A 13,963-nucleotide genomic window follows, 5' to 3' on the forward strand; every position below is an offset into this window, starting at 1 on the left:
CCCGGCTGCCTACCGGACATCGCGCCCTTACCCGCGCGCTGATCGGCGCGCCTCCGCGTGCCGGACGCGCCACCGGTGATCGAGGACACGGTGCACCGACGCGTCCGGCAGGGTGGAATCAGATGCGTGAGCAGAGCAGGCACCACGGGTGACGTTGTGAAGCGCACTCTGCCCATCCACGATCCGGCTTCCGCCACCGGCGATGCCGCCTCCTCGCCGGACGAGCCGGTGCGGCCGACGACCGCCCACCGGCAGCGCTGGGCGATCCAGACGATGGCTGTCGCATCCGACGACAAGGTGCTGGAGATCGGATGCGGTCGGGGGGCCGCCGTTTCTCTGGTCGCCAGCCGACTCACGACCGGCCGGATCGTCGCCATCGACCGGGCCGCGACGATGGTGCGAATTGCCAGCAAACGGAACATGGCCCATATCAACGCCGGCCGAGCTGAAATTCGATGTGTCGGATTCGAGTCGGCGGACTTCGATTCGCTCCGTTTCGACAAGATCTTCGCAGTGAACGTCAGCATCTTCTGGCTGGGCGACGCAACACAGCAGATCGAACGGATGCGGAGCCTGCTGACGCCTGGTGGGCGGCTCTACGTGTTCGGCGAACGGCCCACAGCCGCACATGCCACCGCGAACCTCACCTCGACCACGATGCTGCTCGAAGCCCACGGGTTCGCGACAACCACAGCAAGCGCCACTCGCGGTAAGAGCCAGGTGCTCACCTGTGTGAGCGGTGCACCAACCGACTGAGTCGTGCATCTGCCGATGCGGCGTGGCCATCTTCGGGGCCCCGCCGAGACAACCGCTATTTGATCTATCGCGGCCGGTGGATGTCCAACCGGGTGGCGCGGGTGACGTAGCATTGACCGCGAACGTTATTCATCCCGGCACGGGGAGGAGCGGCATGAAGTTCGACATGGGAGCGCAGACTCTCGGCAGCCTCACCAAGCAGACCCAGGGTTCGTCTGATGATCTCGGCAGCCTGATCAAGCAGTTGATCGCTGCCGCTGAACCGCTGCAGGGCAACTTCAACGGTGCCGGGCGGGTGGCATTCGATTCGTTCAAGGCCAACGCCGATTCGATCACCGCCTCTCTCAATTCCGCGCTGGGCGCGATTCTGGGCGGTCAGGGCGGAATGGATTCCGCGTTCGGCCAGGGTGACACCGAGATGGCCGACAACGCGTCGTCGGCGGCGGGCACCGCCAACTTCGACGCGGCCAGGTTCTCGAGCAGCCGCTGATTCCCGGGGGAGTGACAGGTTATGAGCACAGATCGACGCAGCTTTGACGTGGGCACCTCGCAGCAGGTCCAGAGCGACCTCGCCGGGATCATCGCCCGGCTGGAGGCCGTGATCTCGCAGCGCAGCGCCGACGTGTCGGCCGCGATGGCCGACTTCCAGGCCGACGGCGTCTCCGAGGAATACCGGACCGTCGAGGATCGGTGGAACCGCGCCGCGGGCGAGGTGCGCACGATCATCGATCTGGTCAAGACCACGATGGTCAAGAACGACGAGACGGCGACGACCACGCTGTCCAAGGCGCGCACGGCGGTGCAGTCCATCGGCTGAGTTGTTTTCCATCGAGTGTTGACGAGGGAGCACAAGCGTGAGCGCCTGGGATATCTCCCCCGGTGGAGTGCGCGACGTCCTGAATCGCACCCATGCCGCGGCCGCCCCGTTCGAGGGGCAGATGACCAAGTTCAACTCGGCGCTGGAGGGTTCCGCCGTCCAGTCGAGTTCGGAGATCGTCGGCCAGGCACTTCAGGGCTTCGTTGAGTCGATCAAAACGGACCTCGAGTTCGTGTTCACTCGCACGGGGGCGTGCATGAATGCGGCGGCACAGGCGACCAACGCCTACGTCCAGGGTGATCTGGACATGGCCGCCAACGCGCAACGCAGTGCCTCGGCGGCACCCGACCCCTCGGCGACGATGCCGGGGCCGGGCCGTGGGGCGGTGCCGCGATGATCAATCCGGGGGAGATCCCCCAGATCCCCGGCAACATGGAGCAGTTGGCCACCCACGCACAGACGATCAAGACGACCGGTGTCGACTTTGCCAACACCGGTCAGACGATCGACACCACCTGGCAGGGGTTGGCCGCGGTATACGAGGCACCGGAGGCGGCACAACTGTTCGCCGCCTCCGGCCCGATACGCACCGTGTCGGCCTCGGTCGGTGAGGACGTCCAAGCCGTCGGCACCGCCCTGGCCACGTACGCCAGCGAGGTCAAGGAGATCAAGGCCCAGCTCGCGGCACTGAAGGGCCAGGCGGAGCAGTTCGTCGAGTCGACAAAGGACGACGACGACTGGCGTGAGGACGAGGGCAAGGTCAACCAGCACAACGGGCTGATCTCTGCGGTGAACACGCAGGTCGCGGCGTTCTTCGAGGCGCAGCGCAAGTGCGCCAACACAATCAACGCCCTGTACGGGGGCCGCCAGTACCGCGCCGACAACGCCGACGGCCGAGCCGACGACGGCGAGTACGGCTTCAACGCCGACACGCTCAACGCCGCGGCCGGAGAGGACGGCGCCCTGCCCTGGGGCAGCAACGAGGAGCACGACCGCGGGTTCCTCGGTGACGTGGGCGCGTTCTTCGGTGGCATCGGTGAAGGCTTCGTCACCATGCTCGAAGACCTCGGCGGGCTGATCGGCCGCGACCCGACGACCGGCGAGTGGAGCTGGGGCACCGCCGGCCAGTCATGGTTGGGCCTCGGCAAGTTCGTCTGGGCGGTCTCCATCTACATCAACCCGGTCACCATCGTGATCGACCAGACGGTCGGCATGCCGTTCCTGGAGAAGCGCGAGGCGGGCAACCTTCTCCTCAACGCCGGCAAGAGCATCATCGCCTACGACATGTGGAGTGAGGACAAGTCGAGGGCCGGCGGCCTCGCCACGTTCAACATCGTTTCCGCCGTCATCGGCACCAAGGGGGCCGGCTCCGGCGTACGCGGCGCAGGTGCCGCGGTCAACAGCATCCGGGGCAGCGCGACCGCCGCCCGAATCGGCGCCGGGCTCGTCCGCGCCGGCAACTGGCTCGACAACCTGCCCACGGTCGGCGAGGTCGCCATCAACTTCGCCAAGAAGTTCGACATCCAGATTCCGCAGATCGGGCCCCTGCCCGCCATTGCCGGCGACGTGCCGGTCGGACGCGGCTTCGACGTCGAGATGCCGAACGACCGCGGCGGCAACCCGATGAACATGGACGCTGGAAACGGCCCCGGCAACACACCCGGTGGGCGTACCCCGGGAGAGTCGACAACCGGCAACCTCCCCGGCGACAACACACCCGTCCGTAACGGGCCCGAAGACACGCCACCCGTGCGGAACATGCCGGAAGACAACACGCCGCCGGGCAACCTGCCGGAGGACAACACGCCTCCCGGCAACCTTCCAGAGGACACCACGCCGGGCAACGTCCCGGACGACACGACGCCGGGCAACGTCCCCGACGACACCACACCCGGCAACGTCCCCGACGACACCACACCGGGCGGGGGAAGCCCGGACCGAGGGCGGGATCTCACCCCGGCCGAGCAGCAGCGGTTCGTCGATCAGGCCGAGCGTCTGGGTCCTGCAGCGCGGGCCCAGGTGGAGAACCTGCTCGCCCGTACCGACCTGCCGGACGGTATGGCCAACCAGGCCGTCCGGGACTTCATGGACCTTCAGGACTCCGGTCGGCTGGCGGGAAGCGTCGACCGGCAGGGAGACATCTTCCGCGACATGCTCGACAACCTCAGCGGGGACCGCTCCGCCTTCGATGGCGCGGCGACGGAGTTGCGCGCCGCGAACGACGTGCTCCAGAGCGGTGACCTGGCGCCGGGCAGCAGGATCGGTCTGAATGTCGTCGCTGGCGAACGGGTCAACCTGGGCAACGGCACGGTCGTCGACACCGGTCGCATCCCCGAAGCCGATCTCGTCTACCAGACCGCTGACGGCAACGTGCATGTGGTCGAGGTCAAGGCCACCGCGCAGACCGTGGCCAACAAGTTCCGATCCGACCCCGCTCAGTTGGAACGCATGCTCGAGTGGCGTGACGCCGCGCCGGGCCGGGAGGTCAGCATCCGGGTCGGCACCGACGAGGGTTGGACGGGGCTCTTCAGTCGCGCTGGCAACAACCCGCCGCAAATGGCGATCGAACGGCTCGCCGCCCAGAACGTACCGATTACGATCGGCGGGCGTACCTTGTCGGGTGAGCAGATGAACACGCTGCACCAGGCGGTGGAACGGGCCGCCGTCGACCCGGCGCACCCGATGAAGAAGCCGGCTGCCTGGTTCGGCGAACACCTGCCGAACCTCGACGCCGCGCGTGACTTCCTCAGGCCCTACGGAGTTGATTTCCTGTGACCGGTCCCTGGGTTGCCCCCGAATTGCTGGCCGCCCTGCCACTTCCGTGGCGGCTGGCGGATCCCGTCGAGCGTGGCAAGGCGACACGAGAGCTGTTGCCCGACCCACAGCAGCGGGCTGAAGCCCTACAGGCGTTGGAGATGTGTCTCGCCTACCTGGTGGACGTCAGGGACCGTTACGGCGACGAGACCGACTGGGGGCTTCCCAAGGAGTTCTTCGACGACTATTGGTTCATCCTCTACGCGGGGCTCAAGCAGTCGATGCCGACCCTCGCCGACGTCACGCCCGAGAGGGTGCGCGACTGGGCCGAGGCGTACCTGGACCCGGAGGACGTCTTCGGTGCCAGCTGGACGACGCCACCGGACGAGGTCGTTGACAGCATCGGTCGGTCGTGGGTCTTCTTCATCGTGCAAGGGGCGACGGAGAGTCTGGTTCGATGGCTCCGCGGCGTTGGGCCTGAGCATCTGGACGATTGGGAGCGGGCCCGAGTGGTCGACCTGCTCAAGGAAGCCACTCCTCGTCTGCAGTGGCGTCTGACGATCATCACCATCCCGACGATTCTTGATCTCGGGGGCCCCGACCAGAAGAGCTACTTCGATCGACTGGCCAACGACCAGGGCCTGCACGAGAAGACCCGCGCCGAGGCGGAGAGTGTGAGCTCGTTCATCGACCACGCACACGAGCCGATCTAGGGCCGTCGCGAGTGCGGCGGCCACCCTCGAGGCGGTGTCGGCCCTGGTCCTGTGCCGTGGTCACGACGACTCGGGATCCGTCACCCCCCGGAGTAGGCACATGCGAGTCGAGTACGACGACGTTGAAATCGAGGACGACCTGCGGGTGACCCACCAGGGCGAACTCTTCACCGGCGAGGTGGTCGAACGCTCACCGCAGGGTCAGGTCATCGCCCTCACCACGTACTTCAAGGGCATGGAGGACGGCCCCTCCGCCGAGTGGTACCCGAGTGGCGAGCGCAAGGCGGAGGGCAGTGTGCGCTATGGCATAGCTGTCGGCGTCCACGAGGAGTGGCACCGCAACGGCAACCCCGCTGCCCGTGTCGAGTTCGACGACCAGGGCAAGCTGCTCAGCCGCCAGCGCTGGGCCGAGGACGGCACCCCGATCAAGAACTAGTACTCCAACGTCATCTGATCTGCCGACTGGCTTGCTCGGCTAGCTCATGAAGAAGATCATGGCCGCGAGGCTTGCCCCCATGGCCAGGTGCTCCCAACGGAGCAGGTCCGTGATCGGTCGATTGCGCAGCCGGACGAGTACGGTCGTCATCCAGCAGAATTAAGCCGCCGTGGCGGCGCGAGCGCCATGAGCACGGCCCCCGGCCATACGGTGCCACTCCAGCTCCGGGCCGCGCTCGGTCGGACCGCCGACGACGATTGCCACCGCCAAGGCCAGGAGCAGCAGCGTGCCCGCGTGCTGCACAACTGGTGCGGCGTCGAGGGTCACCGCGGCCACGACAGCCACTGTCGCACCCGCAAGTATTCGGGCTCTGCGGGAAGCGCCCGCCCGCGGCACGACGCAGCAGCAGGCTGACACCGCGGCCGACCCGAGCATGATCATCGCGATCATCAGGACGTCATCGCGGTGCGACGCCGGGGCGTGACCATTGCGCGGTGGGGCGGCCGTTGAGACGCCACGGGTGCCCGGTGACCCGCGGCCAGCCTTCAGGCGAGTTTTCCCAGTTCTCCTGCCGGCCGTACACCGTGAGGTCCAGGGCGTGGTAGGTGGTCATCAATGCCTCCACGCCCCGCCCGGTGGTCCAGTAGGTCTCGTAGACCTTGTCGCCGTCGCGCAGGTAGCACGCGATGAACCCGAAGTCACGACCGTCGGCCAGAGCCGGGTCGGAGTCTTTCGCCGAATACCAGGGGAACCTGTAGCCCATGAACTCCGCGAACGGGGCACTTTCGTCGTAGGGACCCTCGCAGAACACGGCGTAGGTGACGTCCCGAGCGTGCAGGTAGTCCAGCATCTGCATGTGACAGGTCGAGAAGGTGCACCCCTCACACTGATGCTCGTGCGGTTTACCGTCGTGCCACATGTGGAAGTAGGCGATGAGCATCCGGCGGCCCTCGAACACCTCCACCAGCGGGGTGTCCCCGCCTGGGCCCCGCACCGTCACCGTCGGCATCAAGGTCATCGGCAGCTGACGACGAGCGGCTGCGATCGCGTCTCCTTCGCGGGTATGGGCCTTCTCCCGGACCAGCAGTTCGTCGCGCTCGCGCAGCCAGGTCTCCCGGTCGACGACCGGGGGCGCGGCGGCGCTGGACGCGGGGGTTGCCGTCATGGCTATCTCCTTCGTGGAGTGGGGATCGGTCACAGATACAGACGACCGAGTCGGCGATCGTCATCGGTGACCGATGACGGATGGGTCCGCGGTCGTCAGTACGGTTGTGAGGACCAGTCAGCCCCGGGGAGATCACATGTCCGACTCGCCTGATGAGCAGGCGGTCTGGCTGCAGCGCGCCTTCGACGAGCACCGGCGTGAGCTACACGTCCACTGCTACCGCCTCGCCGGGAACGTCACCGACGCGGAGGACCTGGTGCAGGAGACCTTCCTGCGCGCCTGGCGGGCTCGCGACCGCTTCGAGGGTCGGGCGTCGGCGCGCACCTGGTTCTACCGGATCGCCACGAACGTCTTCCTCGACAGCCGCAAGGCGGCCGGTCACCGGACGGTACCGTACGGTGATCCGCTGGAGTGGTCCACCGAGCTCGGTCCCTATCCCGACGCCCTGCTGGCCGACGATCCGCAGACCGGTCTCGCCGCCCGGGAGACCGTCGAGCTGGCCGTGATCGCAGCGCTCATGTACCTGCCGCCGCGGCAGCGGGCGGCCTTCGTGCTGCGCGACGTCTACGGCTGGACGCCGCAGGAGATCGCCGCCGCGCTCGACACCGCCGTAGCGGCCGTCAACAGCCTCCTCCAGCGGGCCCGCCACACCCTCCGGCGGCGCGCTCCGTCGGACCCGAAGGACTGGCGCCGCCCGCAGCTCACCAGTGAGGACGAAGAGATCCTGCGCCGCTACGCCAACGCGAAGGACCCGGAGACTTTCCGGGCACTGCTCGCCGAGGACGTACGGATCACGATGCCGCCCGAGCCGCCGGTCGTCGGGATCGACGCGGCCGCGGAGTTCCTCGGCCGACCGCTCGACTGGCGTACGTTCCCCACGTCGGCCAACGGGCGCCCGGCACTGATCAACTATCTCCGCCGGCCCGGCAGCCCGCACTACGAGGCGTTGGTCGTCGACGTACTCCGGATCGAGAACGGGAAGATCGTAGAGAGCAACGCCTTCATCGGTGCCCGTCACGTCGCCGCCTTCAGCATGCCCGCCACGCTCAACGCCGAAGCCAAGTGACGTTGGAGTACTAGGCGGCGGAGCTGAGCAGGTGATGCTGACAAGCGGTCGGCGAAGAATCTCGCGCAACGGCTCGTTGATCCCTCAGCCGGTGCCTTGGCGGTCGGCACGCAGGCCGTACCTGCGCAGCACTGCCGCAAGGTTCTCGTACGGGGCGCCCGGCCCGGTGTCCACTCTGTACCACCAGGCTCGCCGCGCCCCCCGGCCGAGCGCCCGGCCCGGAATCACCTCGGGCTCGGAGTCGAGCGCCTGTTCCTGACGGCCGACCAGGATGCCCCACGGCAGCGCGGGAAGGCTCGGCGTGCTGGACCGCACTCCGCCGGACCGGCCCGGGTGCACGGCCACGATCATGCTGCGGACGGTCGACGCCAGCTTCTCGGCGAGTGCCTCGATCGTCGCCTCGTCAACAGCCGACAGTGGGGGGCCGGCCAGCCGGAGTTGTTCGCGGACGCCGACGTCGACCCGCTCGACAGTGAGGACACCGAGCAGCGCCGACCGGTTGTCGCCGCCGACGACCGCCACGCTGGTCGGTGCCGGTGCGCGCGTACGACAGAAGGACGTGAGGTCGCGGCGCGACCACGTCTCGGTCACCGGCTCGGCGACGCCCCACCCGGCCGGATCGTTGCCGGTGAGAGCGCGCACGGCGGCCTCGGTGCTGGCGCCGAGGTCCAGGGCCTCGGTGGCCGGGTGCAGCGTGACGATCTGGATCTCCAGGCCGCCGGTCCACGGGTCGGAGGCCGGCAGCGCCCCGGCGCCCTGGGAGCCGTTGGCGGACGAGAAGCGGTGGCCGTCCCACTGCAGCGGCAGGCCGGTGAGCCCGTCGCGGTACTGGTCGTCGGCGCGCACCACCCACTGCCCCTGTGCCTGCGCGAGCATCACCTCGACCGGGTACGTGATGAAGCCGTCGGCCGGAGTGACGAGCTGGAGCATCAGCCCGTTGCGGACCGCGTCGACAGCGGCTTCGGCGAGCCAGGGCGACAGGCCGACCACCGTACGGTGCTGGTGCAGGACGATGGCCTTGTCGCTGATCGTGTCGGTCGTCCCCGTCATCGGTCCGCCCATGTCAGCCCTCCCGTTATCGATACGAGCGCGGCGGTGAAGCGGCGGGTCACCTCGGCGGCCTGCGGGTCGCCGTCGGGTGCCCGGCTCTCCACCCACCAGACGCGGCCGCCGAAGGAGTCGTCGAGCGTGACCCCGAGCAGCCGCTCCGCCTCCCCTGGCACCTGGACCAGTCGCGCGGTCTCGACGGTCAGCAGCAGCCGCCCGTCGCCGGGGTCGAACAACTGCACCAGCCCGGCCGAGTCGACAGTGTCCATCTTGAGGTCGGACCCGACCGCGAGCAGGGCGCCGAGCATCGCGGCAGCGTCGGGCTCGGCGCGGCACAGGGCCACCGTGTCGTACGTCATCAGTGCTCCTTGGTCTCGCCGAGGTACGCGGTCTGGGTCATGCGTGGGGGGTGCCCGGGGCGGATGAGCTGCCCGCGCCCCGCCGGTAGGACCATCGGCCGTACGCCAGTGAACAGTTGCCCCTCCGTCCGGTCACCGGACATGAGCAGGCCCAGGCAGCCGGCCTCGCGCACGGCCAGCGGGAACGGCTCGAACAGGCCACGTGAGGCGCCGGACACCCGGCGGGTCATCACGACGTGCAGCCCGGTGTCGCGCCCGGCCGCCACGTACGGGACGAACGCGCCGAGCGGTTGGCTGGCCGACGCGGCGAGGATGTCGTAGTCGTCGATGAGCAGCACGATCCGTGGACGTGCCGCCTCGGACGGCTGCCTCTTCGCCAGCTCCTTGCACACCGCCGCAGACAACTGCTGGGCGAGTGTCGCGTTGGTGGCGTAACCACCGAGGTAGGACTCCGGCACCACGTCGGCGAGCCCCCGACGCGGATCGAACACGGCGAACACCAGCTCGTCGGAGGTGAACTGCCCCATCAACTCCTCGGCCACCAGCCGCAGCAGGTTCGTCTTGCCGGTCCGCGGATCGCCGAGGACGAGGAGGTGCTGGTCGCGGCCGAAGAGGTCGAGCACGGCAGGGGTGAAGTCGCTCTCGAACCGGCCGAACGGCACCACCCCGTGCCCGGCCGGCGTGCCGGCGAGGTCGGCCACCGGCAGCACCGCGGGCAGCACCCGGACGGGCGGCGGCACGGGCCCCGACCACGATCCTCGTACCGACTGCACGGCCGCGACCAGGCCGGCGTTCGACGGGTCGGGCTGGCCGTCCAGGCGCGGAAGGGCAACCTGGGCGAACAGCTTGCCGCTGGTCAGCGCCCGGCCGGCCTGGTCCGCCGGGATACCCCGGGCCAGCCTGCCGTCAATGCTGGACTCGGCGGGCTCGGTGAGCCGCAGCTCGATCCGGTTGGCGAAGGCGACCTGCTGCGCGGCGCGCACCTCGTTCCACCGCCGGGCGGTGCCGATGACGTGGATGCCGTAGCGGCCACCCCGGGCGAGCAGGTCGTGCACCTTGGGTTCGAGGCTCTCGAACTCGGCGTTGAGCTGGCCGTACCCGTCGATCAACAGCACCACGTCGACGCAGCCGACCTCCGCGCGTACGCGCTCGTCGGCGGCACGCAGGTCGTTGATCGTGTCGAACTGGTGCTGGGTATAGATGCGCTGACGTTGCGCGAGCATCGCGTGCACCTCGTCGACGGTGCGTCGAATGCGCTCGCGGTCCTCTCGACTGGCGACGCCGCCGACGTGGGGCAGCTCGGCCAGGCCGGCCAATCCGTTGCCCAGCAGGTCGATGCCGTAGATCCCGACGTCGGTCGGACGGTAGGTGGTGGCCAGGCCCAGCGCCAGGGTGCGCAGCGCTGTCGTCTTGCCGGTGCCGGGTCCACCGAGTACGAGGGCGTTGCCCCCGCCCACGGCCAGGTCGATCAGCCAGGGGCCCTGCCACTGGCGGGCCGGGTCGTCGAGGCGGCCCAGCGGCACCGGCAGCCCGGTGGCAGCCTGCTCGGCGATGTCCAGGCGGAGCCCGTCCGGGGTGCTGCGGATCCCACCGACCGCCTGGTCGAGGGTGAGCGCGGCCGGCAGCGGCGGTAGCCAGATCGCCTGGACACGCTGGTCGCTCATCGACATCTGCTCCACCACTGTCGACAGCAGCGTCGGGCCGGTGGTGCGTCTGGTCGCCTTCGGCTCCTCGGGTGCGTCGTCATCGGTGTCCCGGCGGACGGTGCCGAACACCGGCATCGGCTTCGCCAACGGGCCGACGATCGGGGCGAACTCGGCTTCGGCGCCGTCGGTGAGCGGGCCGGACACGTAGGCGGCCTTGAACCGCTGGTAGATCGAGACGTCGACCTTCAAATACCCGTTGCCGGGCAACGGCGGCAACTGGAACGCGTCGACCGTGTCGAGAACGGTGCGCGACTCCATCTCGGTGAGCGTGCGCAGCCCGAGGCGGTAGGCCAGGTAGTTTTCCAGGCCGCGCATCTTGCCCTGCTCGACCCGCTGACTGGACAGCAGCAGGTGCACCCCGATGGACCGGCCGATCCGCCCGATCCGGAGGAACAGGTCGATGAACTCCGACTTGGCGGCGAGCAGCTCGCCGAACTCGTCGATGAGCACGAGCAGATGCGGCAGCGGTGGGAGGGTGCTGCGTTCGCCCTGCACCGCGCGGAGCAGGTGGTACTCGACGATGTCGGTGACCTTGCCCGCGTCGGCGAGCAACTGCTGGCGGCGCTGCACCTCGCCGTCGAGGCTGGTGTACATCCGTTCCACCAGCGCGGCGTCGGCGACCAGGTTGGTGATCAGCCCGGAGACGTGCGGCATCTCGGCGAACGGTGCGAACGTCGCGCCACCCTTGTAGTCGACGAGCACCATCGCCAACCGGTCGGGCGGGTGGCTCGCCGCCAGGGCGAGCACGAGCGTCCGCAACAGCTCACTCTTGCCCGACCCGGTGGCACCGACGCACAACCCGTGCGGACCCATCCCGAGCTGCGCGGACTCCTTCAGGTCGAGCAGCACCGGGCGTCCCACCGGGTCGACCCCGATCGGTACGCGCAGGAAGTCGCGCTCGCCCCGCGGCCGCCACAGCGTGGCGAGGTCCAGGTTCGTGGGATCGGACAGCCCCAGCAGATCCTGGAAGTCCGCCGGCGGGGTGCCCGTGCCGTCGTCGTAGGAGTCGGCCGACAGCCGCAGCGGTGCGATCCCCCGGGCGAGGCCCTCGACGAGCGGCACCGGCACCTCGTCGACAGTGCCGGTCACGGTCATCGGCGGCGACGCGGTGAGGTCCTCCAGGACGAGTGAGCTGCCGTCGATGGTGATCCGCCGGGAGATGTCGCCGGGCTCGTGCAGCCGGTCGGCGAGCAGGTGCACGACTGTGACACCGAGGCTCCCGAGGCTCACGAACTGGTCGGGGCTCGCCAACCCGCGTGCGACCTCGCCGTGGGCATCGTCGATGACCAGCAACCTCGAGCGCGTACGGGCCTCGGCGCGCCCTGCGTTGTGGCGGAAGGACTTGAGCGCGTTGGTGGCCCGCTCCTCCAGGTCCACGGCGAGCAGCTCGGCGAGCGTCTCGGGGGCGGTGACCAGCAGCGGGGTCGGGCCACTCGGGCCGATCGACGTCCGGTCGAGCAGGTGCGGCAGCCAGCGCGCCCATTGCCAGGTCACCGCCCGCTCCGGGGTGGTGACGATCGCGAGCGTCACGTCGTCGGGGGCGTGGAACGCGGCGACCTGGACGAGGATGGCGCTGGCGAGGGCGACCACCTCCTGGTGGTCCGGTGAGATCACGCTGACATCGCCGGCGCAGTCCAGGTCGACCCGCAGCGGCAGCCCCGGCGTCAGTTCGAAGCGGCGCATCAGCGAGTGGGCCTCGTGGCGCATGAACGGGTCTAGGGGGTTGGTCGGTGTGCTCTGCTCGCGCAGTTGGATCGGCCGGACGGGCAGCGCGCCCATGCCGACCCGTACCCGCAGGAAGTCGATGTCGGCGCGGCGGCGCTCCCACAACCGCGCCGGGCTGCGCACGACGTCGAGCAGTCGACTGACCGGCGGGTCGAGCACTGTCGCCTGCTCCTGGAGGCGCTGCTCGTCCTCGCGCAGTTGCTCGCGTAGCTCTTCCAGGTAGTCCTGGTACCGCTCGCGCTGGACCCGGCGCTGCCGACCGGCCTTGCCGAGCTGGGTGAGGTACATCGCCCCGGCAGCGGCCAGCGCGACGACCATGACCACCGCACCCAACGCCGCGAAGCCGGAGCCGCGCATGAACATCATCATGCTCATCGCCACCCCCGCCCCGGCCATCGGCAGCAGCGCCTGGAGCCCCACCGCGGATCGGCCGTCGGGCAGCTGCGGTGGTGCGTCCAGCACGAGCGGGTCCATGGTGGATGCCGGGCGGGCCATCCGGGTGGGGCGGTGCACCATGCGCGTCGACATCGGGCGTCCTCCGCTTACATCCGCCTGGCCGCAGCCAGGGCGAACGCGGCCGCGCGGGTCGCCTCGACGAGCGTCGCCTCACCGATCCGCGACGGCGTGATGAGCGCGCCGGCAGCCAGGTGACGGTCGTAGGGCAACACCACCACCGGTACGGCTGTCTGCTCGATCAGCTCGCGCGCGGCGTCGTCGACGAGGGCGGCCCGGCCATCGGGGTTGCTGGAGTTCAGGACGACCACCACACGTGCCAGCCACGACCCGTACCCGCTGTCGATGATCCGCCGCAGTGCCTGGTAGGTGGCCCGGACCCCATCCGGCGTCGCCGCGGCGACGAGCACCACCGAGTGCGCGTCGGACATGGCCGCCGCCGCGGTACGCGACTCCAGGCCAGGCGGGCAGTCGACGACGGCGACAGCGAAGAGGCGCGACAGTGACCGCGTCACCTCGCTGCACAGGGTCGGGTTCGCGGTGCCGCTCGGCAGCACCCACAGGCCCGTGCCGGTGCGCGGAAGGAACGGTTCGAGCGCGCGGAGATCACCGCCCCGTGCCCCGATCAGGTCGGGTGCCAGCCGGTCCAGGGGCGGTTCGCTCGGCACGCCGAGCCGCCAGGTCAGCGAGCCCTCGTACGGGTCGGCGTCGGCGGCGAGCACCGGATCGGACCGGCGCGCCGCGAAGACCGATGCCAGCACCGCCGCCACCGTGGTCTTTCCTGCCCCACCATGCACGGAGGCCACCGCGATCCGCCGGCCGGTGTGCACCGGCACCTGCACCTCGGCGGCGAGGTCGGCGAGCGCCCGGGTCGCCCGGCTGCTGGTGAACATTCTGCTGGCGCTGCGCCACATTCGCCGCAGTGGCGGATCGCCGGCACGGATCCGCCGGACGATTGACAGGTCG

Annotated in this window: 14 protein-coding genes; 8 read left to right on the forward strand and 6 right to left on the reverse strand. The window is 69.5% G+C overall.

The window, feature by feature from the left end; all coding sequences use genetic code 11:
• Window positions 1-156 precede the first annotated feature (156 nt).
• The 7 genes from GA0070619_RS27165 (at window position 157) to GA0070619_RS27195 (ending at window position 5,476) form a co-directional block, all read left to right on the forward strand.
• A complete protein-coding gene (locus GA0070619_RS27165; protein WP_088950651.1) occupies window positions 157-756 on the forward strand; it encodes a class I SAM-dependent methyltransferase in 600 nt (199 codons plus the stop codon).
• A 154-nt stretch (window positions 757-910) separates the two neighbouring features.
• Complete coding sequence (locus tag GA0070619_RS27170) at window positions 911-1,246, forward strand: hypothetical protein (RefSeq protein ID WP_088950652.1); 336 nt, start codon at window positions 911-913, stop codon at window positions 1,244-1,246.
• Window positions 1,247-1,267: 21 nt separating this feature from the next.
• Window positions 1,268-1,573: a pore-forming ESAT-6 family protein gene (locus tag GA0070619_RS27175; protein ID WP_088950653.1), complete on the forward strand. Its 306-nt coding sequence runs from the start codon at window positions 1,268-1,270 to the stop codon at window positions 1,571-1,573.
• A 37-nt stretch (window positions 1,574-1,610) separates the two neighbouring features.
• Entirely contained in the window at window positions 1,611-1,970 is a 360-nt protein-coding gene (locus tag GA0070619_RS27180) for a DUF6507 family protein (protein WP_088950654.1), read from the forward strand.
• Window positions 1,967-4,348, forward strand: a complete 2,382-nt coding sequence (locus tag GA0070619_RS27185) for a hypothetical protein (RefSeq protein WP_088950655.1) — start codon at window positions 1,967-1,969, stop codon at window positions 4,346-4,348. Before GA0070619_RS27180 ends, GA0070619_RS27185 begins: the two co-directional genes overlap by 4 nt.
• Entirely contained in the window at window positions 4,345-5,040 is a 696-nt protein-coding gene (locus tag GA0070619_RS27190; protein WP_088950656.1) for a hypothetical protein, read from the forward strand. Before GA0070619_RS27185 ends, GA0070619_RS27190 begins: the two co-directional genes overlap by 4 nt.
• Before the next feature lie 100 nt (window positions 5,041-5,140).
• The gene (locus GA0070619_RS27195; protein ID WP_088950657.1) at window positions 5,141-5,476 is read left to right on the forward strand and encodes a toxin-antitoxin system YwqK family antitoxin; all 336 of its coding nucleotides are present in this window, start codon (window positions 5,141-5,143) and stop codon (window positions 5,474-5,476) included.
• Window positions 5,477-5,635: 159 nt separating this feature from the next.
• Here GA0070619_RS27195 and GA0070619_RS32580 read toward each other — a convergent pair whose 3' ends face one another.
• Together GA0070619_RS32580 and GA0070619_RS27205 are read right to left on the reverse strand one after the other, a co-directional pair.
• Window positions 5,636-5,821, reverse strand: coding sequence for a hypothetical protein (locus tag GA0070619_RS32580; protein ID WP_157744089.1), 186 nt, complete (start codon window positions 5,819-5,821; stop codon window positions 5,636-5,638).
• A gap of 112 nt (window positions 5,822-5,933) precedes the next feature.
• Window positions 5,934-6,641 carry a DUF899 family protein gene (locus GA0070619_RS27205; RefSeq protein WP_088950659.1) on the reverse strand — a complete coding sequence of 236 codons (708 nt, stop codon included), beginning with the start codon at window positions 6,639-6,641 and terminating at the stop codon, window positions 5,934-5,936.
• Between the two features lie 136 nt (window positions 6,642-6,777).
• On the opposite strand from GA0070619_RS27205, the gene GA0070619_RS27210 reads away from it, so the two are divergent.
• The gene (locus GA0070619_RS27210) at window positions 6,778-7,707 is read left to right on the forward strand and encodes an RNA polymerase subunit sigma-70 (protein ID WP_088950660.1); all 930 of its coding nucleotides are present in this window, start codon (window positions 6,778-6,780) and stop codon (window positions 7,705-7,707) included.
• Between the two features lie 84 nt (window positions 7,708-7,791).
• Here GA0070619_RS27210 and GA0070619_RS27215 read toward each other — a convergent pair whose 3' ends face one another.
• The 4 genes from GA0070619_RS27215 to GA0070619_RS27230 are packed head-to-tail and all read right to left on the reverse strand — an operon-like array spanning window position 7,792 to window position 13,890.
• Window positions 7,792-8,757 carry a DUF6177 family protein gene (locus GA0070619_RS27215; protein ID WP_197699574.1) on the reverse strand — a complete coding sequence of 322 codons (966 nt, stop codon included), beginning with the start codon at window positions 8,755-8,757 and terminating at the stop codon, window positions 7,792-7,794.
• The gene (locus tag GA0070619_RS27220) at window positions 8,754-9,113 is read right to left on the reverse strand and encodes a hypothetical protein (RefSeq protein WP_088950662.1); all 360 of its coding nucleotides are present in this window, start codon (window positions 9,111-9,113) and stop codon (window positions 8,754-8,756) included. Before GA0070619_RS27220 ends, GA0070619_RS27215 begins: the two co-directional genes overlap by 4 nt.
• Window positions 9,113-13,072: a type VII secretion protein EccCa gene (gene eccCa / locus GA0070619_RS27225; RefSeq protein WP_088950663.1), complete on the reverse strand. Its 3,960-nt coding sequence runs from the start codon at window positions 13,070-13,072 to the stop codon at window positions 9,113-9,115. Before eccCa ends, GA0070619_RS27220 begins: the two co-directional genes overlap by 1 nt.
• Before the next feature lie 14 nt (window positions 13,073-13,086).
• Complete coding sequence (locus GA0070619_RS27230) at window positions 13,087-13,890, reverse strand: MinD/ParA family ATP-binding protein (protein ID WP_197699575.1); 804 nt, start codon at window positions 13,888-13,890, stop codon at window positions 13,087-13,089.
• Window positions 13,891-13,963 lie beyond the last annotated feature (73 nt).

It is taken from the genome of Micromonospora zamorensis, assembly GCF_900090275.1.
Lineage (GTDB): Bacteria > Actinomycetota > Actinomycetes > Mycobacteriales > Micromonosporaceae > Micromonospora > Micromonospora zamorensis.

What these genes read in the sequence shown, in the direction of transcription:
- GA0070619_RS27170 (WP_088950652.1), top strand. Translation starts at nt 911, where the DNA reads ATGAAGTTCGACATGGGAGCGCAGACTCTCGGCAGCCTCACCAAGCAG.
- GA0070619_RS27175 (WP_088950653.1), top strand. Translation starts at nt 1,268, where the DNA reads ATGAGCACAGATCGACGCAGCTTTGACGTGGGCACCTCGCAGCAGGTC.
- GA0070619_RS27185 (WP_088950655.1), top strand. Translation starts at nt 1,967, where the DNA reads ATGATCAATCCGGGGGAGATCCCCCAGATCCCCGGCAACATGGAGCAG.
- GA0070619_RS27195 (WP_088950657.1), top strand. Translation starts at nt 5,141, where the DNA reads ATGCGAGTCGAGTACGACGACGTTGAAATCGAGGACGACCTGCGGGTG.
- GA0070619_RS27205 (WP_088950659.1), bottom strand. Translation starts at nt 6,641, where the DNA reads ATGACGGCAACCCCCGCGTCCAGCGCCGCCGCGCCCCCGGTCGTCGAC.
- GA0070619_RS27210 (WP_088950660.1), top strand. Translation starts at nt 6,778, where the DNA reads ATGTCCGACTCGCCTGATGAGCAGGCGGTCTGGCTGCAGCGCGCCTTC.
- GA0070619_RS27215 (WP_197699574.1), bottom strand. Translation starts at nt 8,757, where the DNA reads ATGACGGGGACGACCGACACGATCAGCGACAAGGCCATCGTCCTGCAC.
- GA0070619_RS27220 (WP_088950662.1), bottom strand. Translation starts at nt 9,113, where the DNA reads ATGACGTACGACACGGTGGCCCTGTGCCGCGCCGAGCCCGACGCTGCC.
- eccCa (WP_088950663.1), bottom strand. Translation starts at nt 13,072, where the DNA reads ATGTCGACGCGCATGGTGCACCGCCCCACCCGGATGGCCCGCCCGGCA.
- GA0070619_RS27230 (WP_197699575.1), bottom strand. Translation starts at nt 13,890, where the DNA reads ATGTTCACCAGCAGCCGGGCGACCCGGGCGCTCGCCGACCTCGCCGCC.